General features: G+C 63.0%; 19 protein-coding genes (1 of these 19 only partly in view). 8 read left to right on the top strand and 11 right to left on the bottom strand.

The window, feature by feature from the left end; translation table 11 throughout:
- Both AN401_RS00095 and AN401_RS00090 read right to left on the bottom strand, forming a co-directional pair.
- Positions 1 to 1,383, bottom strand: partial view of a TrkH family potassium uptake protein gene (locus tag AN401_RS00095; RefSeq protein WP_094038881.1) — the 5' portion only. The gene continues 75 nt to the left of window position 1, outside the view; the window shows 1,383 of its 1,458 coding nt (coding positions 1-1,383); the start codon lies at positions 1,381 to 1,383; its stop codon lies beyond the left edge, outside the window.
- 26 nt (positions 1,384 to 1,409) lie between these two features.
- On the bottom strand, positions 1,410 to 2,033 hold the full coding sequence (locus AN401_RS00090) for a YigZ family protein (RefSeq protein ID WP_096778221.1): 624 nt from the start codon (positions 2,031 to 2,033) through the stop codon (positions 1,410 to 1,412).
- Positions 2,034 to 2,313: 280 nt separating this feature from the next.
- Here AN401_RS00090 and fadB point away from each other — a divergent pair, with 280 nt between their 5' ends.
- The 4 genes from fadB to AN401_RS00070 all read left to right on the top strand — a co-directional run bounded on the left by fadB (position 2,314) and on the right by AN401_RS00070 (position 7,026).
- Positions 2,314 to 4,458, top strand: a complete 2,145-nt coding sequence (gene fadB / locus AN401_RS00085) for a fatty acid oxidation complex subunit alpha FadB (protein WP_096778220.1) — start codon at positions 2,314 to 2,316, stop codon at positions 4,456 to 4,458.
- Positions 4,459 to 4,480: 22 nt separating this feature from the next.
- Positions 4,481 to 5,644 carry an acetyl-CoA C-acyltransferase FadA gene (fadA, locus tag AN401_RS00080; RefSeq protein WP_096778219.1) on the top strand — a complete coding sequence of 388 codons (1,164 nt, stop codon included), beginning with the start codon at positions 4,481 to 4,483 and terminating at the stop codon, positions 5,642 to 5,644.
- Between the two features lie 129 nt (positions 5,645 to 5,773).
- Positions 5,774 to 6,019 (top strand): sulfurtransferase TusA, encoded by a 246-nt coding sequence (tusA, locus tag AN401_RS00075; protein ID WP_096778218.1) that lies wholly within the window; start codon positions 5,774 to 5,776, stop codon positions 6,017 to 6,019.
- An 80-nt stretch (positions 6,020 to 6,099) separates the two neighbouring features.
- Entirely contained in the window at positions 6,100 to 7,026 is a 927-nt protein-coding gene (locus tag AN401_RS00070) for an AEC family transporter (RefSeq protein WP_096778217.1), read from the top strand.
- Positions 7,027 to 7,105: 79 nt separating this feature from the next.
- On the opposite strand, the gene AN401_RS00065 is transcribed toward AN401_RS00070, so the two are convergent.
- Entirely contained in the window at positions 7,106 to 7,756 is a 651-nt protein-coding gene (locus tag AN401_RS00065) for an OmpA family lipoprotein (protein ID WP_094038875.1), read from the bottom strand.
- An 86-nt stretch (positions 7,757 to 7,842) separates the two neighbouring features.
- On the bottom strand, positions 7,843 to 8,412 hold the full coding sequence (locus AN401_RS00060) for a DNA-3-methyladenine glycosylase I (RefSeq protein WP_094038874.1): 570 nt from the start codon (positions 8,410 to 8,412) through the stop codon (positions 7,843 to 7,845).
- A gap of 101 nt (positions 8,413 to 8,513) precedes the next feature.
- Here AN401_RS00060 and glyQ point away from each other — a divergent pair, with 101 nt between their 5' ends.
- From glyQ to AN401_RS00040, 4 genes are all read left to right on the top strand, one after another.
- The gene (glyQ, locus tag AN401_RS00055) at positions 8,514 to 9,425 is read left to right on the top strand and encodes a glycine--tRNA ligase subunit alpha (RefSeq protein WP_094038873.1); all 912 of its coding nucleotides are present in this window, start codon (positions 8,514 to 8,516) and stop codon (positions 9,423 to 9,425) included.
- A 4-nt stretch (positions 9,426 to 9,429) separates the two neighbouring features.
- The gene (glyS, locus tag AN401_RS00050; protein WP_096778216.1) at positions 9,430 to 11,499 is read left to right on the top strand and encodes a glycine--tRNA ligase subunit beta; all 2,070 of its coding nucleotides are present in this window, start codon (positions 9,430 to 9,432) and stop codon (positions 11,497 to 11,499) included.
- A gap of 116 nt (positions 11,500 to 11,615) precedes the next feature.
- A complete protein-coding gene (locus AN401_RS00045) occupies positions 11,616 to 11,957 on the top strand; it encodes an antibiotic biosynthesis monooxygenase family protein (RefSeq protein WP_157772119.1) in 342 nt (113 codons plus the stop codon).
- Positions 11,958 to 12,084: 127 nt separating this feature from the next.
- Positions 12,085 to 13,338: a valine--pyruvate transaminase gene (locus AN401_RS00040; protein ID WP_096778215.1), complete on the top strand. Its 1,254-nt coding sequence runs from the start codon at positions 12,085 to 12,087 to the stop codon at positions 13,336 to 13,338.
- Between the two features lie 51 nt (positions 13,339 to 13,389).
- Here AN401_RS00040 and AN401_RS00035 read toward each other — a convergent pair whose 3' ends face one another.
- From AN401_RS00035 to dnaA, 7 genes are all read right to left on the bottom strand, one after another.
- Positions 13,390 to 13,833, bottom strand: coding sequence for an Hsp20 family protein (locus tag AN401_RS00035; protein WP_096778214.1), 444 nt, complete (start codon positions 13,831 to 13,833; stop codon positions 13,390 to 13,392).
- 46 nt (positions 13,834 to 13,879) lie between these two features.
- Complete coding sequence (locus AN401_RS00030) at positions 13,880 to 14,305, bottom strand: Hsp20 family protein (protein WP_094038887.1); 426 nt, start codon at positions 14,303 to 14,305, stop codon at positions 13,880 to 13,882.
- Positions 14,306 to 14,453: 148 nt separating this feature from the next.
- On the bottom strand, positions 14,454 to 16,139 hold the full coding sequence (ilvD, locus tag AN401_RS00025) for a dihydroxy-acid dehydratase (protein WP_096778213.1): 1,686 nt from the start codon (positions 16,137 to 16,139) through the stop codon (positions 14,454 to 14,456).
- 205 nt (positions 16,140 to 16,344) lie between these two features.
- Positions 16,345 to 18,762, bottom strand: coding sequence for a DNA topoisomerase (ATP-hydrolyzing) subunit B (gene gyrB, locus AN401_RS00020; RefSeq protein ID WP_096778212.1), 2,418 nt, complete (start codon positions 18,760 to 18,762; stop codon positions 16,345 to 16,347).
- Between the two features lie 4 nt (positions 18,763 to 18,766).
- The gene (gene recF / locus AN401_RS00015; RefSeq protein ID WP_096778211.1) at positions 18,767 to 19,858 is read right to left on the bottom strand and encodes a DNA replication/repair protein RecF; all 1,092 of its coding nucleotides are present in this window, start codon (positions 19,856 to 19,858) and stop codon (positions 18,767 to 18,769) included.
- Position 19,859: 1 nt separating this feature from the next.
- Positions 19,860 to 20,963 (bottom strand): DNA polymerase III subunit beta, encoded by a 1,104-nt coding sequence (dnaN, locus tag AN401_RS00010; RefSeq protein ID WP_096778210.1) that lies wholly within the window; start codon positions 20,961 to 20,963, stop codon positions 19,860 to 19,862.
- 13 nt (positions 20,964 to 20,976) lie between these two features.
- The gene (gene dnaA / locus AN401_RS00005; RefSeq protein WP_094038864.1) at positions 20,977 to 22,341 is read right to left on the bottom strand and encodes a chromosomal replication initiator protein DnaA; all 1,365 of its coding nucleotides are present in this window, start codon (positions 22,339 to 22,341) and stop codon (positions 20,977 to 20,979) included.
- Positions 22,342 to 22,500: the final 159 nt, after the last annotated feature.

Below are 22,500 nucleotides of genomic sequence, written 5' to 3'. Positions count from 1 at the left end.
GATCATGATCCACTTGGCGGTATCAGTGGTGGAGCCAAAGTTGGCTGCCACCTCCCCCAGTCCCGGCCCCAGGTTATTGAGGGTAGCCACCACGGCGGTAAAGGCCGTCAGCTCGTCCATGCCGGTCGCCAGCAGGGCCAGCATGCAGAGCACGAACACCAGGGCATAGGCCGCAAAGAAGCCCCATACCGCCTCCACCACTCTATCAGCTAGTGCCTTGTTGCCAAGTTTTATTCGATAGACGGCGCGGGGATGGATAAGGCGCTTGAGTTCCCGCATCCCCTGCAAATTAAGAAGCATGATCCGGACCACTTTTATACCACCGCCGGTGCTGCCGGCACAGCCCCCGATACAGGAGGCGAACATCAATAATACCGGCAGAAACAGGGGCCACTCGGAAAAACCGGTGGTGCTGAAGCCGGCGGTGGTGGAAATGGAGACCGCCTGGAACAGGGACTGATCCAGCGCCTGCCAGGGATCGGAATAAACCCGGTGAGCCATCAGCACCGACATGCAGATCAGGGTGAGCACCACCTGCACCCCGATAAAGGCCTTGACCTCCGGATCGAGGCGATACACCGACAACCTCGTGCCCCTGTTGGCAAAGGCGGCAAAATGCAGGGTGAAGTTGACCCCGGCAATCATCAGGAACACCACTATGATCAGGTTGATCATGGGGCTGTTGAAGTGGCCTATGCTGGCATCGTAAGTGGAGAAGCCTCCTATCGCCACGGTAGAAAAAGCATGGCAGATGGCATCGAACAGGTTCATGCCCGCCAGCCACAGCAGCAGGGCGCAGGCGATGGTCAGCACCAGGTAGATGTACCAGAGGGCCTTGGCGGTTTCGGCAATGCGTGGCGCCACCTTGTTATCCTTGACCGGCCCGGGGATCTCGGCCCGGAACAGCTGCATGCCACCGATGCCGAGGATGGGCAAGATGGCCACCGCCAGCACTATGATGCCCATGCCCCCCAGCCATTGCAGCATCTGCCGGTAGAACAGTATCGCCTTGGGCAACTCGTCCAGTCCGCTGATCACGGTGGCGCCGGTGGTGGTCAGCCCGGAAAACGACTCGAAAAAGGCCTCCGCCAGTGTCATGCTGGGTTCGGCACTAAGTATAAAGGGAATGGCCCCCACGCTGCCCAGCACCGTCCAGAACAGCACAACGATCAGAAAACCTTCCTTGGCCCGCAATTCCTTGTTGTGGGTGCGGTTGGGAAACCAGAGTGCCAACCCCAGGATCAAGCAGATGACAAAGGCACTGAAAAAGTCGAGGCCGGCACCGTCCCGGTAGATATAGGCCACCAGGGCCGGCGCCAGCATGGTCACGCTGAACAGGGCCACCAGGATGCCCACGATACGGATAATTGTGCGAATATGCATGGTGATTCCGATACACTGATAACCGATTAATCCAGCGCCTGTTCCAGCGGCCTGGCCTTTAAACGTCCCTGACTGCGATCCAGCAGTTGACGGCAAAATTCGGGTATGACACGTGCCTCAATCGACAGTGTTCCCGTCACCCCGGCACCGTACTCGACCTCCAGCCAGAGCCCCTCGAATTCACCCAGCAGGAACTCCAATAGCGCCATGTCGCCGTAGTCGGCGCTGATGGCCACCCGCCCCATGATGCGCCGCTCCCGGGTTTCCAGTTGCGCCAGGGCCGATGCCACAGTTCCGCCATAGGCCCGTACCAGGCCACCGGTGCCCAGCTTGATGCCGCCGAAGTAACGGCAGACCACGGCGGTGATCTCGCCGATGCCCGAGCCCTGCAACTGGGCCAGTATGGGCTTGCCGGCGGTGCCCGAGGGCTCGCCGTCGTCGCTGAAGCCCAGCACCCGGGAATCCGTCGGGGCGCCGGCGACGAACGCCCAGCAGTGGTGGCCGGCAGCAGGTTCCCGGGCCCGCACCGCCTCGATAAAGGCTTTCGCCGCCGCTGGATCCGGCGTATGCGCCAGGTAGGCGATGAAACGGCTTTTCTTGATGTCCTGCTCCCACACCAGTGGGCCGGCAGGCACCGGATAAGGAGACATATTCACGGCACGGATCCCGGTTACGGCAAAGCTCGCCTGCTATTGTTTATTCGACCTGTTGGCCTGCCTGGAAAAAAGAGCGCAACATTGTTGCCGAATCGGGCAGGGAAGTCATCTTTTGCTCATTCGGACACGCCGGTGACGGGCTGTTACAAGAGCCACACAAAATTAAAACGATTGTTTAAAATAGGTGTTGAAATCCGATGTTTTTCTGTTCATAGTGAGCCCATCCCTGCCCGGGAGAGTCGGAGCAGCCCAAGGGAACAAGGAGATTATGAGGATGATCTATCAAGGCGAAGCCCTCTCTGTGCAACTGTTGCAAGACGGTATTGCTGAACTGCGATTCGATGGCGCAGGCGCCATCAACAAGCTCGACCGCGCCACCCTGCTGTCGCTGGAAGAAGCGGTGACGGTGCTGGAACAGACCAGCGGTATCCGCGGCCTGATGCTGACCAGCGCCAAGGATGCGTTTATCGTCGGTGCCGACATCACCGAATTTCTGGGGTTGTTCGAGCTGCCGGAAGCCGAGCTTGGCGACTGGCTGGCCAAGGCCAACGCCATCTTCAACCGCATAGAAGACCTGCCCTTCCCCACCCTCAGCGTGGTCAGGGGCTATGCCCTGGGCGGCGGTTGCGAATGCATCTTGGCCACCGACTACCGTATCGGTGATGCCAGCGCCCGCATCGGCCTACCGGAAACCAAGCTAGGCATCATGCCCGGCTTCGGCGGCACAGTGCGCTTGCCGCGCCTTATCGGTGCAGACAACGCCATGGAATGGATCACCACGGGGCAGGAAAACAAGGCCGAGGCCTGCCTGGCCGTGGGCGTGTTGGATGCCGTGGTCGACAGTGACAAGCTGCAGGCCGCCGCCATTCGCCTGCTGCAGGACGCTACCGCCGGCAAGCAGGACTGGCAGGGCAAGCGCGCCCGCAAATGCGCGCCCCTGACCCTGGACAAGCTGGAAGCCATGATGAGCTTCAACACCGCCAAGGGCATGGTGGCCGCCAAGGCCGGCCCCCACTATCCGGCGCCGATCACCGCGGTGAAAACCATCGAGGCCGCCGCCGCCCTGGGCCGTGACGCCGCCCTCCTGGTAGAACAGGACAACTTCGTCAAGCTGGCCAAGACCCCGGTGGCCCGCGCCCTGGTCGGCATTTTTCTGAACGATCAGTTCATCAAGGGCAAGGCCAAGAAGGCGGCCAAAGCGGCCCCGGCCACCCGCAAGGCCGCCGTGCTCGGTGCCGGCATCATGGGTGGCGGCATCGCCTACCAGTCGGCGGTGAAAGGCATACCGGCGGTAATGAAGGACATCAATGACCAGGCCCTGGCGCTCGGCATGAACGAGGCCGGCAAGCTGCTCAACAAGCAGCTGGAGCGGGGCAAGATCGATGGCTTCAAGCTGGCCCAGGTGCTGTCCAGCATCACCCCCACCCTGAGCTACGACGGCCTGCAGGGCGTGGACATGGTGGTGGAAGCCGTGGTCGAAAACCCCAAGATCAAGTCCCAGGTGCTGGCCGAGGTGGAAACCAAAGTGAGCGAGGACGCCGTCATCGCCTCCAACACCTCTACCATTCCCATCTCGACCCTGGCCAGGAGCCTCCAGCGCCCGGAACGGTTCTGCGGCATGCACTTCTTCAACCCGGTGCACCGCATGCCTCTGGTGGAGATCATCCGCGGCGAGCAGACCAGCGACGACACCATCAACAAGGTGGTGGCCTACGCCGCCGCCATGGGCAAATCGCCGGTGGTGGTAAATGACTGTCCCGGCTTCTTCGTCAACCGGGTGCTGTTCCCCTACTTCTTCGGCTTTGGCAAGCTAATCGCCGACGGCGCCGACTTTGTGCAGGTCGACAAGGTGATGGAAAAGGTGTTCGGCTGGCCCATGGGCCCCGCCTACCTGCTCGACGTGGTCGGTATCGACACCGGCCACCATGCCGCCGCCGTCATGGCCGAAGGCTTCCCGGCGCGCATGAACAAGGCCGGCAAGGATGCCATCGACGTCATGTACGAACAGCGGCGTTTCGGCCAGAAGAACGGCAAGGGCTTCTACGCCTACAGCCAGGACAAGAAGGGCAAGCCGAAGAAGGAAGCCGACCCGCAGAGCTACCAGCTGCTGCAGGCCGTGGTGACCAGCCAGGCGGAGCTTGCCCAGGACGATATCATCGCCCGCATGATGATCCCCATGATCAACGAGGTGGTGCTCTGCCTGGAAGAAGGCATTATCGGCTCCCCCGCCGAGGCGGATCTGGCGCTGGTGTACGGCCTCGGCTTCCCGCCGTTCCGGGGCGGCGTGTTCCGCTACCTGGACACCCTGGGCCTGGCCAGTTACGTGGCCCTGGCCGACAAGTTCGCCCACCTGGGCCCCCTCTATCAAGTGAGCCCCGGACTGCGCCAGATGGCCGCCGACGGCAAGACCTTTTACTGATTTGGCGGAAGGAGACGACAACATGAAAGACGTGGTCATTGTCGATTGTATTCGCACCCCCATGGGGCGCTCCAAAGGCGGCGCATTCCGCAACGTCAGGGCCGAGGATCTGTCCGCCCACCTGATGCAGGGGCTGCTGGCCCGCAACCCCGCCCTGGCCGCCACCGAGGTGGAAGACATCTACTGGGGCTGCGTGCAGCAGACCCTGGAGCAGGGGTTCAACGTGGCCCGCAACGCCGCCCTGCTGGCCGGTCTGCCCAAGGAAGTGGGCGCCGTCACCGTCAACCGGCTGTGCGGCAGCTCGATGCAGGCGCTGCACGACGCCGCCCGCGCCATCATGGTGGGTGACGGCGACGTCTTCATCATCGGCGGGGTCGAGCACATGGGCCATGTGCCCATGAACCACGGGGTGGACTTCCATCCCGGCCTGGCGCTGAACGTGGCCAAGGCCGCCGGCATGATGGGCCTGACCGCCGAACTGCTGGGCCGGCTGCACGGCATCAGCCGGGAGCAGCAGGACGCCTTCGCGGTGCGATCCCATCAACGGGCCCACCAGGCCACGGTGGAAGGCCGCTTCGCCAACGAGATCCTGGCCACCAACGGCCATGCCGCCGACGGCAGCCTGACCCGGCTCGAGACCGACGAGGTGATCCGCCCGGAAACCAGCCTGGCGTCCCTGGCCCAGCTGCGCCCGGCCTTCGATCCGGCCAACGGCACCGTCACCGCCGGCACCTCCTCCGCCCTGTCCGACGGCGCCGCCGCCATGCTGGTGATGTCCGCCGACAAGGCCGCCGCCCTGGGCCTCAGGCCCCGCGCCCGCATCAAGGCCATGGCGGTGGCGGGCTGTGACCCCTCCATCATGGGCTACGGCCCGGTGCCGGCGGTGCACAAGGCGCTCAAGCGGGCCGGCCTGTCGGTGCAGGACATCGACTTGTTCGAACTGAACGAGGCCTTCGCCGCCCAGTCGCTGCCAGTGTTGAAGGATTTGGGGCTGCTGGAGGTGATGGACGACAAGGTCAACCTCAACGGCGGCGCCATCGCCCTCGGCCACCCCCTGGGTTGCTCCGGCGCCCGCATCTCCACCACCCTGATCAACCTGATGGAGAACAGGAACGCCACCCTGGGCGTGGCCACCATGTGTATCGGCCTGGGTCAGGGCATCGCCACCGTGTTTGAACGGGTTTAGGGGAAACAAGAAACTTCTATGGTCGATTTTGGGCAGGGGCTTCCCCTGCCCTTTTTTGATCGTGGTCACGGTTGACCATTTATTCAGCAAGGGTAATATAGGCGGGGTTAACGACCAGGTAGTAAAACCATGACCGATTTCTTTTCCGACGCCCAGCACCGTCTGGATGCCACCGGCCTGCGCTGCCCCGAGCCGGTAATGATGGTGCGCAAGCAGGTACGCAACATGGCCAGCGGAGAGACCCTGCTGGTCACCGCCGACGATCCCTCCACCACCCGGGACATCCCCAGCTTCTGCCGCTTCATGGACCATGTGCTGCTGTCCAGCCAGGTCGAGCAGTTGCCCTATCAGTTCCTGATCCAGAAAGGCGCCTGACTCGCCGAAGGGCGGATATGGCCGCCCGTCACAAGCTGATAAGCTGGGGGTTCGAACAACTCTCTTTGTAAGGACACCCCATGCTGGCCGTCAGCCATGCTCTTGGCCCCCTCTTCCTGCTAATCCTCACCGGCACCCTGCTCCGCCGGCTGCGTTTTCCCGACGAACAGTTCTGGCACGGCGCCGAGCGCTTCATCTACTTCCTGCTGTTTCCGGCCATGCTGATCAGCACCCTGGCTACCGCCGACTTCGGCCGGGTCGCCTTCACCGGCATGGTCGGCCTGCTCGCCGGCCTGCTGCTGGTGCTGGCCGCCGTGCTGTGGCTGGCCAGGAACAGACTGGGGCTGGACATGTCCTCCTTCACCTCGGTATTCCAGGGCGCCCTGCGCTTCAATACCTACGTGGGTCTGGCCGGGGCCGCCGCCCTCTACGGCGACGCCGGCATCACTGCCGCTGCCGTGGCCATCGCCGTCATGGTGCCGCTGGTCAATATCCTCTGCGTGCTGATGTTCGTGGGCGTCGACGGCGGCGGCCAGTCCGGGCTCTGGAATGCCATCAAGGCCCTGGCCAAAAATCCGCTGCTGCTGGGCTGCGTGGCCGGCATCGGCCTCAATGTCACCGGTATCGGCCTGCCGGGCTGGAGCCGGGATACCCTGAGCCTGGCCGGACAGGCGGCCCTGCCCCTGGGGCTGATCGCGGTGGGGGTGGCACTGCAACTGAAGGCGTTGCGCGGCACCGGCCGGGCCTTCTGGCAGGCCTGCGCCATCAAGTTTGCCGCCCTGCCCATGCTGGCCCTGCTGGTCGGCTGGCTGACCGGGCTGGGCGAGATCGAGCTGGGGGTGGTGGTGCTCTTCACCGCCCTGCCCACCGCTACCTCGTCCTATATCCTGGCCCGGCAGATGGGCGGCAATGCTCCCCTGATGGCCGCCATCATCACCGGCCAGACCCTGCTGGCCATGGCGATACTGCCGGTATGGATGTCGCTGCTGGCCTGGCTGCGGCCATAAAAAATGCCCGCGACGCGGGCATCTCTCAACGCAGTATTTCGCAGGCCTGCCGGGACACGGCAGATGCCCACGACCCGGCTCAGGACATGGGGCTCAGGGTGATCTCCACCCGGCGGTTCTGCGCCCGGCCCTGCTCGGTGTCGTTGCTGGCCACCGGCTGGTTGAAGCCCACGCCGCGGATATTGAACCGGTTGGCGGCCGCGCCCTGGCTGATCAGGAACTGGCCCACGGAAGCGGCACGGCGCTCGGACAACGCCTGGTTATGGCTGGCGGAGCCGGTGCTGTCGGTATGGCCGACCACGTGTACCCAGGTCTTGTCATATTCTTTCAGCACCATGGCCACCCCACTCAGGGTGTTGTAGAAGCTGGGAGACAGATCGGCGCTGTCCACCGCGAAGGTGATGGCGCTCGGCATGTTGAGGATGATGTTGTCGCCATTGCGGGTCACGCTGACGCCGGTGCCGCGCATCTGGTCCCGCAGCTTGGCTTCCTGCACGTCCATGTAGTAACCCACGCCGCCGCCCAGGGCCGCGCCGCTGGCGGCGCCGATCAGGATGCCTTTCTTGCGATCGCTGGAACTGGCCGAAGCCCCGCCGATCACCGCCCCGGCCAGGGCACCGATGCCACCGCCAATGGCCGCCTTGGAGGTCTGGGATTCACCGGTATAGGGGTTGGTAGTACAAGCAGAAAGGGCCATCGCCGCAGCCACGGCCAAGCAGATTTTTTTCATATCGGGGTTCCGTTGATAACGAGCACAAGTACTCGACAATATAGCGCCCTCCAGGGCGTTCGACAAAGACTCCTTGCGGCCAGGTGTCAACGGCTGACGTTGTCCGGATGGCAGGGACAACTCAACAGATGATCGTTCACCATGCCGGTCGCCTGCATAAAGGCATAGCAGATGGTGCTGCCCACGAAGGAGAAGCCCCGCTGCTTCAGCGCCTTCGCCATGGCGTCCGATACCGGGGTGGTGGCCGGCACCGCGCCCAGGCTGGGCCAGCGGTTCACCACCGGCTCGCCGCCGACGAAGTCCCACAGCCAGCGGCCGAAATCAAGCCCCTCTTCCTCCATCGCCAGGTAGGCCCGGGCATTTTTGATGACCGACTGGATCTTGAGCCGGTTGCGCACTATGCCGCTGTCTTGCATCAGCCGCGCCACATCCCGCTCATCAAAGCGGGCGATCAGCCCGGGCTCGAAGCCGGCGAAGGCGGCCCGGTAGGCGGGGATTTTGCACAAGATGGTGAACCAGCTCAGGCCGGCCTGCTGGCCGTCCAGGCACAGCTTCTCGAACAGGGCCCGACCGTCGTATTCGGGCACGCCCCACTCGTGATCATGGTAATGGATATAACGCGGGTCCTCATTGACCCAGCCGCAGCGTTCCAGCATGGTCTCTCCTCGAATTCAGCCTATATTCACACCGGGTCAGCAGGTATACTCTTTGACCTAGTTTCACACTGCGAATGCACCTATATCAAGGCGCGAACATCATGCAAAAATTCGATATCAATACCTTTCAGGGTCTGATCCTGACATTGCAGGATTACTGGGCCCGGCAAGGCTGCACCATAGTGCAGCCGCTGGACATGGAAGTGGGGGCCGGCACTTCCCACTCCATGACCTGCCTGCGGGCCATAGGACCGGAGCCCATCGCCACCGCCTATGTGCAGCCTTCCCGCCGTCCCACCGACGGCCGCTACGGCGAAAACCCCAACCGGCTGCAGCATTATTACCAGTTCCAGGTGATCATCAAGCCGTCGCCGGACAATTTCCAGGAGCTGTACCTGGGCTCGCTGAAGGAGCTGGGCCTGGACCCGCAGGTGCATGATATCCGCTTCGTGGAAGACAACTGGGAAAACCCCACCCTGGGCGCCTGGGGCCTGGGCTGGGAAGTCTGGCTCAACGGCATGGAAGTGACCCAGTTCACCTACTTCCAGCAGGTGGGTGGCCTGGAGTGCCGGCCGGTGACCGGCGAGATCACCTACGGCCTGGAGCGCCTGGCCATGTATATCCAGGGCGTGGACTCGGTCTACGATCTGGTGTGGTGCGACGGCCCCCTGGGCAAGACCACCTATGGTGACATCTTCCACCAGAACGAGGTGGAACAGTCCACCTACAACTTCGAATATGCCGACGTGGATTTCCTGTTCGGTTTCTTCGAGCAGTGCGAGAAGGAATGCCAGCACCTGCTGGCCCTGGAAAAACCGCTGCCCCTGCCCGCCTACGAGCGGATCCTCAAGGCGGCCCACGCCTTCAACCTGCTGGATGCCCGCAAGGCGATTTCGGTAACCGAACGCCAGCGCTACATACTGCGCATCCGCACCCTGACCAAAGCCGTCGCCGAGGCCTACTACGCCTCCCGCGAGGCCCTGGGCTTCCCCATGTGCAAGAAAGAAGGATAAGGGCATGGCCGAACAGAATTTCCTGGTAGAAATCGGTACCGAAGAGCTGCCGCCCAAGGCGCTGCGCACCCTGGGCGAAGCCTTCGCCGACAACCTCAAGCTTGAGCTGACCAACGCCGAGCTGCCCTTCGCCGAAGTGCGCTGGTACGCCGCCCCCCGCCGACTGGCGGTGCAGGTCACCGGGCTGGCCCAAGGCCAGGCCGACAAGCAGATCGAAAAACGCGGCCCCGCCGTGCAGGCCGCCTTCGACGCCGACGGCAATCCCACCAAGGCAGCCCTGGGCTGGGCCGCCGGCAACGGCATCGGCATCGAGCAGGCCGGCCGGCTGAAGACAGACAAAGGCGAGTGGCTGGTACACCTGGCCGACGTCAAGGGCAAGACCGCCGCCGAGCTGCTGCCGGCCATGGTCGAACAAGCCCTGGCCCGACTGCCCATCCCCAAGGCCATGCGCTGGGGCGACAAGTCCACCCAGTTCATCCGGCCGGTGCATACCGTCACCCTGCTGCTGGGCGAACAACTGCTGCCCGCCACCATACTGGGCGTCGACGCCGGTCGCACCCTGCGCGGCCACCGCTTCATGGGCGAGCAGGAGTTCCAGCTGGACCATGCCGATCACTACCTGCAACAGCTGGAAGAGCGCGGCAAGGTGCTGGCCGACTTCGAACGTCGCAAGGCGATCATCAAGGCCGGGGCGGAACAGGCCGCCGCCGCCGCGGGCGGTGTCGCCGATCTGGACGACGAGCTGCTGGAAGAAGTCACCTCCCTGGTGGAGTGGCCGGTGGTGCTCACCGCCTCCTTCGAGGAGAAGTTCCTGGCGGTGCCGGCGGAAGCCCTGGTGCATACCATGAAGGGCGACCAGAAGTACTTCCCGGTGTACGACGCCGACGGCCGCCTGCTGCCGACCTTTATCTTCGTCACCAACATCGAGTCCAAGGATCCGAGCCAGATCGTCAGCGGCAACGAAAAGGTGGTACGCCCGCGCCTGGCCGACGCCGAGTTCTTCTTCAATACCGATCGCAAGGCCCCGCTGATCTCCCGCCTGGAGCAGCTGGACCATGTGCTGTTCCAGCAACAGTTGGGCACGGTGCGGGAGAAGTCCGAACGCATCAGCGCCCTGTCCGGCTTCATCGCCGCCGCCATCGGCGCCGACCGGGCGCTGGCCGAACGGGCCGGCCTGCTGTCCAAGTGCGATCTGATGACCAACATGGTGTTCGAATTCACCGACACCCAGGGGGTGATGGGGATGCACTACGCCCGCCACGACGGCGAGCACGAGGCCGTGGCCCTGGCCCTGAAGGAGCAGTACCAGCCCCGCTTCGCCGGTGACGAGCTGCCCGGCCAGGACATCTCCGCCGCCCTGGCCCTGGCCGACAAGCTGGACACCCTGGTGGGCATCTTCGGCATCGGCCAGGCCCCCAAGGGCGACAAGGATCCCTTCGCCCTGCGTCGGGCCGCCCTGGGTGCCCTGCGCATCATCGTCGAGAAGGGTTGCGACCTGGATCTGGTGACGCTGATCGAGCAGGCCCGCACCCTCTACGGCGACAAGCTCTCCAACGACCGGGTGGCCGACGAGGTGCTGGACTTTATGCTCGGCCGCTTCCGCGCCTGGTACCAGGATCTGGGCCATGAGGTGGACGTCATCCAGGCGGTGCTGGCCCGCAAGCCGACCCGCCCCGCCGACTTCGACGCCCGGGTCAGGGCCGTGAGCGCCTTCCGTCAGCTGGAAGCGGCCGCCGCCCTGGCCGCCGCCAACAAGCGGGTGGGCAATATCCTGGCCAAGTTCGAAGGCGATATCCCCGCCGAGGTGAACCCGGCCCTGCTGCAGGACGAAGCGGAAAAGGTGCTGGCCGGACAGCTGGCGGAGCTTTCCACCCGTCTGGCGCCGCTGTTTGCCGCCGCCGACTACGGCAACGCCCTGAACGAACTGGCCGCCCTGCGCGAAGGGGTGGACAGCTTCTTCGATCAGGTGATGGTGATGGCCGACGACGAGGCCATCCGCCTCAACCGCCTGGCCCTGCTCAACCAGTTGCGCAATCTCTTCCTGCAGGTTGCGGATATCTCCCTGCTGCAGTAACGCCAGTCAGCCCCGCATCTCGCGGGGCTTTTTGTTTAAATTCTCTGGTCTTACCAAAATCGGCAAGGATCTGTGTTACATATTAAGTGATGTCATTCAGCAGCAAGGATACTGCCATGATCAAAGTCATTATCGAACGTCACGTCGCCGAAGGGCTGGAAGAGGTCTATCAGGAAACGGTGCGCAACCTGATGCTGCAGATCACCGACAGACCCGGCTTTCTCAAGGGCGATGCCTACCGCGACCTCAACCACCCCAACCACTTCTACGTGATCTCCAACTGGGAGAATATCGGCTGCTGGGAACGCTGGCACGACTCCCCCGAACGACAGCACATGCTCAACGAGCTGGCTCCTTTCCTCGAAAGCGACGAAAAGTGCACCGTGCTGGCGCTCAAGGTCAGCTACGAGGCCCAGCCCGCCAAATACGCCAAGCCGACCCAGACCTATTCCTACTGAACTCCTGCCGGGGTTCCCGCCCCTGTTTCACGTGGAACAGGGGCCATCCCTCCGGGCGGTCGACAGCGGCGCCGAGATGGGCTAACGTGGGCTTTTGGTCAACCCACTCCTTCCGGTAACAAGTTCCATGGAATTTTCAACCTTCGGTCAGAAGTTTAGCCGCCACGCCGGCATCACCCAGTTGATGGACGATCTCAACCAGGGCCTGACCGCGCCCAACACCATCATGCTGGGCGGCGGCAACCCGGCCGCCATCCCCGAGGTGCTCGCCTACCTGGATCAGCAGGCCCAGCAACTGCTGAAGACCGGCGAGCTGCTGAAGGCCATCGCCAACTACGACGGCCCCCAGGGCAAGGACACCTTTATCCGCGCCCTGGCCGGCCTGCTGTCCCGCGAGCTGGGCTGGCCGGTGGGCCCCGAGCACATCGCCCTCACCAACGGCAGCCAGACCGCCTTCTTCTACCTGTTCAACCTGCTGGCCGGCGAGTTCGCCGACGGCCGAAAGAAGAAGGTGCTCTTCCCCCTGGCCCCGGAATACATCGGCTACGGTGACAGTGCCCTGGACGAGAACCACTTCGTCGCCTGCAAGCCGGATATCCGCAAGCTGGACGATGGCCTGTTCAAGTACTATGTGGATTTCGAACAGCTGGAAGTGGGCGACGACATCGGCCTGATCTGCGTGTCCCGTCCCACCAACCCCACCGGCAACGTGCTCACCGACGAAGAAATCGTGCACCTGGATCAGATTGCCCGGGACAAGGGCATACCGCTGCTGATCGACAATGCCTATGGCACGCCCTTCCCCAACATCATCTTCACCGATGCCAGGCCGTTCTGGAACGACAACACCATACTGTGCATGAGCCTGTCCAAGCTGGGACTGCCCGGGGTACGCTGCGGCATAGTGGTGGCCAACCCCACCATCATCCAGGCCATCACCAACATCAGCGGCATCGTCAACCTGGCGCCGGGCAGCATGGGCCCGGCCCTGACCCTGCCGATGATGGAAAGCGGCGACGTCATCGAGCTCAGCAACCAGGTTATCCGTCCCTTCTACCAGGCCAAGGCGCAGCAGGCGGTCGCCTGGCTGCAAGAGGCCATTCCCCTGCCCCAGTTCCATATCCACAAGCCGGAAGGCGCGCTCTTCCTGTGGCTGTGGTTCGAGGATCTGCCCATCCACTGCCAGGAGCTCTATCAGCGCCTCAAGCAGCAAGGCCTGCTGGTGGTGCCCGGGCACTACTTCTTTCCCGGCATAGAAGATGAAGACTGGGCTCACAGCAAGCAGTGCATCCGCCTCAACTACGCCCAGCCGGAAGCGGACGTGCAGGCCGGCATAGCGATATTGGCGCGGGAAATACTGGCGCTTTACGGCCAGTCATAGCAGAAACAACAACGCCGGCATGACGCCGGCGCTGTCATTCAAGAGTAAGGTTTACTCGCTCTTGTGCTCCAGGGTACGGCCCTGGCCAATTTCGATGCGGCGGGGCTTCAGCTCGTCCGGCACCTCCCGCTGCAGATCGATCACCAGCAGGCCGTTGTCCAGCCGGGCGCCGGCCACCTGGACATGATCGGCCAGGCGGAATTTCAGCTCGAAGTCCCGCTCCGTGATGCCCTGGTACAGGTAGCGGCTGTCGCCGGCGGGCTTTTCCCGGCTGCCCTTCACCAGCAGCATGTTCTGCTCCACGGAAAGCTGCAGTTCGGACTCCCGGAAACCGGCCACCGCCAGGCTGATGCGGTAGTGATCGTTGTCCTGCTTCTCGATGTTGTAAGGCGGGTATGCTTCCCCCTTGTGCTGCAGCAGGTTTTCCAGATCGCCCATCAGCCGGTCGAAGCCGATGGCAGAGCGATACAGGGGGCTAAAATCAAAACGGCTCATGTTCCTATCCTCCATTAAAGCAATAGGTTGATGTGCAGAGTTGGTTTTACTCGGCCTGGCCGATGGCGATGGTCCTCGGCTTGGCGGCCTCCGGCACTTCTCGCACCAGATCGATGTGCAGCAGGCCGTTTTCCAGATCGGCACCCACCACCCGGATGTGGTCGGCCAGCTGGAAGCGGCGCTCGAAGCCGCGCTCGGCAATGCCCTGATAGAGATAATTCCTGGGATTCTGCTCCTGCTCCTTGTGGCCTTTCACCATCAGGGTGTTTTCATGGCTGGTGATTTCCAGCTCGTTGCGGCCAAAACCGGCCACGGCCATGGAGATGCGGTACTGGTTCTCGCTGAGCAGTTCGATGTTGTACGGCGGGTAGCCGTTGTTGCCGGTGCCGCTGGCGGCGTTTTCCATCAGGGATGCCAGGCGATCGAAGCCGATGGCGGAGCGGTACAGGGGTGAAAAATCGAAGCGTGACATAATCATATCCTCCAATGAGCGATGATGGCTTGCCCTCCATTCGGACGGGCGGTGCGGGCCCTCAACCGAGCGACCCGCCTTGTTCATTAAAAGATATAGGGATGGTTTTTTACGCTTTCAAGCACGCAATCGATAATTTTTTGCTCGCTCAGTTGCCGTCCTCCTGGGCGTCGGTTACCGCCCCCTGGGATGCCGGGCCCACGGCCCGGGCATACTTGGCCAGCACGCCCCGGCGATAACGGGGCTCGGGCGGCTGCCAGCGGGCCAGGCGCCCGGTGATCACGCTGTCGGTCAGATCCAGCTCCAGCCGGTTATGCTCGGCGTCGATGGTGATGACGTCGCCGTCTTCCACTATCGCCAGGGGACCGCCCTGACGCGCCTCGGGTGTGATGTGCCCCACCACAAAGCCGTGGCTGCCGCCGGAGAAGCGACCATCGGTGATCAGCGCAACACCCTTGCCCAGACCGCGCCCCATGATGGCCGAGGTCGGACTCAGCATTTCCCGCATGCCGGGGCCCCCTTTTGGCCCTTCGTAGCGGATCACTACCACGTCGCCTTTTTGCACGGAGCCGTCGAGAATACGCGCCAGGGTTTCCTCTTCCGAGTCAAACACCCGGGCCGGGCCGGTAAAGCTCAGCCCTTCCTTACCGGTGATCTTGGCCACGGCGCCGCCCGGCGCCAGGTTGCCATACAGTATGCGCAAATGGCTGTCGGGCTTGATGGGATTGGCAAGGGGGCGAATGATGTTCTGCCCCGGTGGATAGGGATTAACACCGGCCAGGTTCTCGGCCAGGGTTTTGCCCGTCACGGTGAGGCAGTCACCCTGCAGCAGGCCGGCGTCGAGCAGGGTTTTCATCAGCGGCAGTATGCCGCCGATAGCCACCAGCTCCGACATCATGTAATGGCCGCTGGGGCGCAGATCCGCCAGCACCGGCACCCGTTTGCCGAGGCGGGTGAAATCGTCCAGGCTCAGCTCCACGCCCACCGCATGGGCCATGGCCAGCAGGTGCAGCACGGCATTGGTGGAACCGCCCAGGGCGATCACCAGGGTAATGGCGTTTTCAAAGGCGGGCCGGGTCATGATGTCGGACGGCCGAATGTTGTGTTTCAGCAGTCGCAGCACCGCCTCGCCCGCCTGCCGACAGTCCCTCAGCTTGGTGTCCGAAGTGGCATTCTGGGCCGAGCTGCCCGGCAGGCTCATGCCCATCACCTCGATGGCCGAGGCCATGGTGTTGGCTGTGTACATACCGCCGCAAGAGCCCGGGCCGGGAATGGCGGTCTCTTCGATGCGCTTCACTTCTATGGCCGTCATGTCGCCCTTGGCATGTGAACCCACCGCCTCGAACACCGAGATAATGTCGGTATGGTTGTCTCCGGGGGTTATGGTGCCGCCGTAAACGAACACCGCCGGCCGGTTGAGCCGGGCCAGGCCGATCAGGCAGCCGGGCATGTTCTTGTCGCAGCCGCCGATGGCCACCAGGCCGTCAAAGCCCTCGCAACCGGCCACCGCCTCGATGGAATCGGCAATGATTTCCCGGGACACCAGGGAATACTTCATGCCCTCGGTGCCGTTGGCAATGCCGTCGGAGATGGTGATGGTATTGAAGATGACACTCTTGCCGCCAGCGCCGTCGGCGCCCCGCGCCGCTTCCTCCGCCAGGCCGTTGATATGCATGTTGCAGGGAGTGAGGTTGCTCCAGGTGGAGGCGATGCCCACCTGGGGCTTGTGAAAGTCGCCGTCGGTGAAACCGGTGGCCCGCAACATGGCCCGGGCCGGCGCCCGGGTAGGCCCGTCCACCACCCGGCTGGAGTATTTTCGGCTGCTGTTACCCATCTCACCCTCTTCCCATACTCGACGCATCACTTATCAGTCTAGTCTGAAACTCCCCCTGTCCGGTTCGCGATAACCGCTGTCAGCTATGCGGGTGACACCGCCCTGGGCGGTCATTCCTGTCCCGTCGCTGGTCAAACCCGCTCCAAGGTAAATAAAAAAGGGAGCCTTTGGCTCCCTTTTCCTTCTGTTTGCCTGCCGGCCCGGATCAAATATCCAGGTTGGCCACCTTGAGGGCGTTGGTCTCGATAAAGTCGCGGCGCGGCTCCACGTGGTCACCCATCAGGGTGGAGAACAGCTGGTCGGCGGCCACGGCGTCCTCTATGGTCACCCGCAGCATGCGGCGGGTTTCCGGATCCATGGTGGTTTCCCACAGCTGCTCCGGGTTCATCTCGCCCAGCCCCTTGTAGCGCTGTACATAGAGGCCGCGCTTGCTCTCGCTCATCAGCCACTCCAGGGCCTCGGCGAAGCTGGCCACCGGTCTGGTCTTCTCGCCCCGCTTGACGAAGCCGCCCTCCTCGATCAGGTTGGCGATACCCTTGCCCAGGGCGACGATGCTGCGGTATTCGCCGGAGGCGAAGAAGTCGTAGCTGATGGGGAACTCCCGCTCCATGCCGTGCTGGCGCACCTTCACCAGCGGCAGGTAGCAGTGGCGCTCCTCGGAGTAGCGGCAATCCAGCACATACTGGGTACCGTTGGTGTTGCTGTTTTCCAGCGACTGGTTGATGGCCGCCACCCAGGCCTGTACCCGGGCCTCGTCGGCCAGCGCCTCCAGGGTCAGCTCCGGCTGGTAGATCAGCTCGTTGAGCACCACTTCCGGCGCCCGGCGCGACAGTCGCACGATCAGCTCCTGCACCTTGCGGTAGTCGTTGACCAGCTTCTCCAGCGCCTCGCCGGCGATGGCCGGGGCCGACTCGTTGACGTGCAGGGAGGCGCCATCCAGCGCCAGGCTGGTCTGGAACTGCAGCATGGCCGGCTCGTCCTTCAGGTACTGCTCCTGCTTGCCCTTCTTCACCTTGTACAGGGGGGGCTGGGCGATATAGACGTAGCCGCGCTCGATGATCTCCGGCATCTGCCGGTAGAAGAAGGTGAGCAGTAGGGTGCGGATGTGGGCACCGTCCACGTCGGCATCGGTCATGATGATGATGTGGTGGTAGCGCATCTTGTCCGGGTTGTACTCGTCCCGGCCGATGCCGCAGCCCAGGGCGGTGATCAGGGTGGCTACCTCCTGGGAAGAGAGCATCTTGTCGAAGCGCGCCTTCTCCACGTTCAGGATCTTGCCCTTGAGCGGCAGTATCGCCTGGTACTTGCGGTTGCGCCCCTGCTTGGCGGAGCCGCCCGCCGAGTCACCCTCCACGATGTAGAGTTCGGACAGGGCCGGATCCTTCTCCTGGCAGTCGGCCAGCTTGCCGGGCAGCCCGGCCAGATCCAGGGCACCCTTGCGCCGGGTCATCTCCCGCGCCTTGCGTGCCGCTTCCCGGGCCCGGGCCGCGTCGATGATCTTGTTGACCACTATCTTGGCGTCGCTGGGGTTTTCCAGCAGGAACTCGTTCAGCCGCTCGGCCATGGCCTGCTCCACCGCCGTCTTCACCTCGGACGACACCAGCTTGTCCTTGGTCTGGGAGGAGAATTTGGGATCCGGCACCTTGACCGAAATCACCGCGGTCAGGCCTTCCCGGGCATCGTCGCCGGAGGCGGAGGTCTTGGCCTTCTTGCTGTAGCCTTCCTTGTCCATGTAGCTGTTCAGGGTGCGGGTCAGCGCCGCCCGGAAGCCGGCCAGGTGGGTACCGCCGTCCCGCTGGGGGATGTTGTTGGTAAAGCAGAAGATGTTCTCCTGGTAGGAGTCGTTCCACTGCATCGACACTTCCACCGCGATGCCGTCTTCCCGCTCGGTGGCGAAGTGGAAGGCCTTGGGATGGATGGGGGTCTTGTTGCGGTTCAGGTATTCCACGAAGGCCTGGATGCCGCCCTCGTACTGGAAGTGGGCTTCCTTGTTGTCGCGTTCGTCCAGCAGGCGAATGGACACGCCCGAGTTGAGGAAGGACAGCTCCCGCAGCCGCTTGGCCAGGATGTCGTAATGGAAGTCGGTGTCGGTAAAGGTGGCATGGCTGGGCCAGAAGCGGATCAGGGTGCCGGACTTGGTGGTCTCGCCCACTTCCGCCAGGGGCGCCTGGGGCTCGCCGTGCACATAGGTCTGCTCATGCACCTTGCCGTTGCGCCAGATGGTGAGCTGCAGTTTCTCGGACAGGGCGTTCACCACCGAGACCCCCACCCCGTGCAGACCGCCGGACACCTTGTAGGAGTTGTCGTCGAACTTGCCGCCGGCATGCAGCACGGTGAGGATCACCTCCGCCGCCGAGCGTCCCTCTTCCTGGTGAATATCGACCGGAATGCCCCGACCATCGTCGGACACGGAAACAGAGCCATCCGCGTGGATGGTAACGACGATGTCCTTGCAGTGGCCCGCCAGGGCTTCGTCAATGGAGTTGTCCACCACCTCGAACACCATATGGTGCAGGCCGGTACCGTCGTCGGTGTCGCCGATGTACATGCCCGGCCGTTTCCGGACCGCGTCCAGACCTTTCAATACCTTAATACTCGAAGAGTCGTAAGTGTGTTCACTCATTGGCTTACTCGCACTCCTGGGTTTCGGTGATTTCACCCTGTTTCACGTGAAACAGCTTACTGTTGTCCCGTGTGATCATCTGACCGAGCTGGGCTGCCTCGATTGCGGAAATAAAGACCTGGGCACCCAGCTCGTTCAACCGGGCGGCCAGCAGGCCCCGCTTTTGCTCATCCAGCTCGGACGCAAAGTCGTCTATCAAAAAAATACAGTCCTGGCCGGACGCCGTTTTCAGGTGCAGTCCCTGGGCCAGGCGCATGGCGCACACCAGCAGCTTCAGTTGGCCGCGCGACAATAAATCCTGCACCGGCATGCCCCTGGCCTTGATGCGGATCTCGGCCTTGTGGGGCCCGGACTGGGTATAACCCAGCCCCAGATCGCGCTCATAGCCCTGCTCCAGCACCCTGGCCAGTTCGGCCTGTCGATCCCAGCCCCGGAAGAAATCGAAGGAAAAATCGTATTCGGGCAGAAAATCTGCCGCTATCTCCTTGATCACCGGGGAGATGGCATCGGCGTAGTGCTGCCGGAAACGGCTCAGTTCCTCGCCCACCGCCACCAGCTGGGGATCCCAGTAACTCAGCTCCCGGTAGGGACGCTGCTGGCGCAGCAGGGCGTTGCGCTGCTTGAGCAGCCGGCGAAAGCGCCCCCAGGCGGCGAAGAAATCCGGGTTGGAATAGAACAGGCCCCAGTCCAGGTAGGCCCGCCGCAGCTTGGGCCCGCCGGTCAGCAGATTATACCCTTCCGGGTGGATCAACTGAATGGGCAGGATATGGGCCAGATCGGCCAGCCGCTCCGCCACCCGACCGCCCACCTTGAGTCGGGTATCGCCACCCCGGGTCTTGCTCAGCCCCACCGCCAGGCCGTCGTCGTCCCGTCGTACCCGGGCAAACAGGGTAAAGGCCTGCTCCCCCTGCTGGATCACCCGGCCGGTGAGGTGGGTACGGAAGGAGCGGCCGACACCCAGGTAATGGATGGCTTCCAGTACGCTGGTCTTGCCGCTGCCGTTGGGGCCGACCAGCAGGTTGATGCCGGCGGCGGGCACCAGGCGGGCATGGCGGATATTGCGAAAATCCTTGAGCTGGAGATTGAGCAGGGCCATGTCAGAGCCGCATCGGCATCACCACGTAGAGCGCATCCCCGTTGTCTTCTGCTTCGATAAGGCCGCTGCTGCCGGCGTCCTTCAGGCTGATCTTGACCCTGTCCGACTTGAGGGTGCCCAGCACGTCCAGCACATAGGAAACGTTGAAGCCGATTTCCAGCTCGCTGCCCTGGTAGTCCACGTCCAGCACCTCTTCCGCCTCTTCCTGCTCGGGGTTGTTGGCGGTGATCTTGAGGGTCTGCTCCTGCATGTTGAGCCGCACGCCACGGAATTTTTCATTGGACAGGATGGCAGCCCGGGAGAAGGCCTGCTTCAGCTCTTCCCGGCCGCAGATCAGGGTCTTGTCGCATTCCCGCGGCAGCACCCGGCGGTAGTCGGGGAAGCGGCCATCCACCAGCTTGGAGGTGAAGATAAAGCCGGGGGTCACCGCCCGGATATTGCTCTTGCCGATCTGCAGGCGTACGTCCTGCTCCTCGTGCTCCAGCAGCTTGACCAGTTCCAGCACCCCCTTGCGCGGCACTATCACCTGCTGGGTCGGCAGTTCCTCCGCCAGCAACTGGCGCTGGCAGGTGGCCAGGCGATGGCCGTCGGTGGCCACGGTGCGCAGCCACTGACCCTCGGTCTCGAACAGCATGCCGTTGAGGTAGTAGCGCACATCCTGGATGGCCATGGAAAACTGGGTGGACTCAATCAGCTTCTTCAAGGCCAGCTGGTTGATGTCGAACTCCAGCTCCGAACTCCACTCCTCGATATTGGGAAAGTCTTCCGCCGGCAGGGTGGACAGGTTGAAGCGGCTGCGCCCGGAGCGCAGCAACAAGCGCTCTCCTTCCTGGGTGAAGGTAAGCTCGGCGCCGTCGGGCAGTCCCCGGCAGATGTCCAGCATCTTGCGCGCCGGCACCGTGGTGCGGCCGGTGGTGGCGGGCGCCGCCAGGGGCACCAGGGCCACCATTTCCACCTCGGTATCGGTGCCGGTCATCGACAGCGAGTCTTCACTCACGTTCAGCAGTATGTTGTTGAGGATCGGCAGATTGGGGCGGCCCCCCAGGGCACTGGATACCAATTGCAGGGGACGCAAAATCGCTTCACGGCTGATGGTAAACTGCATGGGGTTCTCCGGTTCAGGAAGACAGGGTACGGATAAGATTGGAATAATCTTCCTTTATATCATGACTCTCTTCCCGCAGCTGGCCGATTTTTCGGCAGGCGTGCAGCACGGTGGTATGATCCCGGCCGCCGAAGGCGTCGCCGATCTCCGGCAGCGAATGGTTGGTCAGCTCCTTGGCCAGGGCCATGGCCAACTGGCGCGGGCGGGCCACGGAACGGGAACGGCGCTTGGACAGCAAATCCGCCACCTTGATCTTGTAGTACTCGGCCACCGTCTTCTGGATGTTGTCGATGGTCACCAGCTTTTCCTGCAATGCCAGCAGGTCGCGCAGCGCCTCGCGCACGAAGTCGATGTTGATGGCACGGCCGGTGAAGTTGGCGTTGGCGATCACCCGGTTCAGGGCCCCTTCCAGCTCGCGCACGTTGGACCTCAGCCGCTTGGCGATAAAGAAGGCCACCTCGTCCGGCAGGTGCATGTTGTTCTCGGCCGCCTTGCGCATCAGTATCGCCACCCGGGTTTCCAGCTCCGGCGGCTCTATCGCCACCGTCAGCCCCCAGCCGAAGCGGGACTTGAGCCTGTCCTCCACCCCGTCGATCTCCTTGGGGTAGCGATCCGAGGTCAGGATGATCTGCTGGTTGCCTTCGAGCAGGGCGTTGAAGGTATGGAAGAACTCCTCCTGGGAGCGCTCCTTGTTGGCGAAGAACTGGATGTCATCGATCAGCAGGGCATCCACGCTGCGGTAGTAGCGCTTGAACTCCTCAATGGCGTTGTTCTGCAGCGCCTTGACCATGTCCTGCACGAAGCGCTCGGAATGCATGTAGATCACCTTGGCGTCCGCCTTGCGGGCACGGATGCCGTTGCCCACCGCGTGCAGCAGGTGGGTCTTGCCCAGGCCGGTGCCGCCGTACAGGAACAGGGGGTTGTAGGCCCCGCCCGGATTGTCCGCCACCTGGCGGGCGGCGGCCCGGGCCAGCTGGTTCGACTTACCCTCGACGAAGTTGTCGAAGGTGTAGTTGGGGTTCATGTTGCTCTTGTGGTTGATCTGGGGCTTGTCTTCGGCCTGCTCGATCCAGGAGGGCGCCGCCTGCACCCTGGCCTGGGGCTTGTTGTTGGCCATCAGATTGACCTGGGCCGGTTTGTTGCCCACCTCGAACTTCAGCTGAGGGCACTGGTTGCCGCAAAACTCGCCCAGCAGGCCGTTGATCCGGATCAGATACTTGTCCCGCACCCAGTCCAGCACGAAGCGGTTGGGAGCGAACAGGGTCAGGGTATTGTCGGCGAGCTCCGCCTGCAGCGGCCGGATCCACATACTGAATTCCGCGGAAGGCAATTCATCTTGTAGCCGGTTAAGACACTGCTGCCAAAGCATAGTGCTCATCAGTACTCCTGGAACATAAGGGATCAAGCAAGGGGCAGTTATTCTACTGAGCCGGGGGGAGGATCTCTAGCCGGATCGCGCCGATCCGGGAAAATATGATCCTTGACTTCTGCCGGATCGTCACAACCTCATGCACAGGATCCTCCACCTTATAAACAA

This window comes from Zobellella denitrificans (assembly GCF_002407485.1).
Classification (GTDB): domain Bacteria; phylum Pseudomonadota; class Gammaproteobacteria; order Enterobacterales; family Aeromonadaceae; genus Oceanimonas; species Oceanimonas denitrificans.
Note: the sequence above shows the minus strand (reverse complement) of the source record. Positions and strands in the feature narration are given on the sequence as shown.

Excerpts from the sequence above, each read along its gene's own strand:
- AN401_RS00045 (WP_157772119.1), top strand. The coding sequence starts at position 11,616 with ATGATCAAAGTCATTATCGAACGTCACGTCGCCGAAGGGCTGGAAGAG.
- fadA (WP_096778219.1), top strand. The coding sequence starts at position 4,481 with ATGAAAGACGTGGTCATTGTCGATTGTATTCGCACCCCCATGGGGCGC.
- recF (WP_096778211.1), bottom strand. The coding sequence starts at position 19,858 with ATGGCCCTGCTCAATCTCCAGCTCAAGGATTTTCGCAATATCCGCCAT.
- AN401_RS00070 (WP_096778217.1), top strand. The coding sequence starts at position 6,100 with ATGCTGGCCGTCAGCCATGCTCTTGGCCCCCTCTTCCTGCTAATCCTC.
- glyQ (WP_094038873.1), top strand. The coding sequence starts at position 8,514 with ATGCAAAAATTCGATATCAATACCTTTCAGGGTCTGATCCTGACATTG.
- gyrB (WP_096778212.1), bottom strand. The coding sequence starts at position 18,762 with ATGAGTGAACACACTTACGACTCTTCGAGTATTAAGGTATTGAAAGGT.
- fadB (WP_096778220.1), top strand. The coding sequence starts at position 2,314 with ATGATCTATCAAGGCGAAGCCCTCTCTGTGCAACTGTTGCAAGACGGT.
- AN401_RS00065 (WP_094038875.1), bottom strand. The coding sequence starts at position 7,756 with ATGAAAAAAATCTGCTTGGCCGTGGCTGCGGCGATGGCCCTTTCTGCT.
- AN401_RS00040 (WP_096778215.1), top strand. The coding sequence starts at position 12,085 with ATGGAATTTTCAACCTTCGGTCAGAAGTTTAGCCGCCACGCCGGCATC.
- AN401_RS00030 (WP_094038887.1), bottom strand. The coding sequence starts at position 14,305 with ATGTCACGCTTCGATTTTTCACCCCTGTACCGCTCCGCCATCGGCTTC.
- dnaN (WP_096778210.1), bottom strand. The coding sequence starts at position 20,963 with ATGCAGTTTACCATCAGCCGTGAAGCGATTTTGCGTCCCCTGCAATTG.
- AN401_RS00090 (WP_096778221.1), bottom strand. The coding sequence starts at position 2,033 with ATGTCTCCTTATCCGGTGCCTGCCGGCCCACTGGTGTGGGAGCAGGAC.
- dnaA (WP_094038864.1), bottom strand. The coding sequence starts at position 22,341 with ATGAGCACTATGCTTTGGCAGCAGTGTCTTAACCGGCTACAAGATGAA.
- tusA (WP_096778218.1), top strand. The coding sequence starts at position 5,774 with ATGACCGATTTCTTTTCCGACGCCCAGCACCGTCTGGATGCCACCGGC.
- AN401_RS00060 (WP_094038874.1), bottom strand. The coding sequence starts at position 8,412 with ATGCTGGAACGCTGCGGCTGGGTCAATGAGGACCCGCGTTATATCCAT.
- AN401_RS00035 (WP_096778214.1), bottom strand. The coding sequence starts at position 13,833 with ATGAGCCGTTTTGATTTTAGCCCCCTGTATCGCTCTGCCATCGGCTTC.
- ilvD (WP_096778213.1), bottom strand. The coding sequence starts at position 16,139 with ATGGGTAACAGCAGCCGAAAATACTCCAGCCGGGTGGTGGACGGGCCT.
- glyS (WP_096778216.1), top strand. The coding sequence starts at position 9,430 with ATGGCCGAACAGAATTTCCTGGTAGAAATCGGTACCGAAGAGCTGCCG.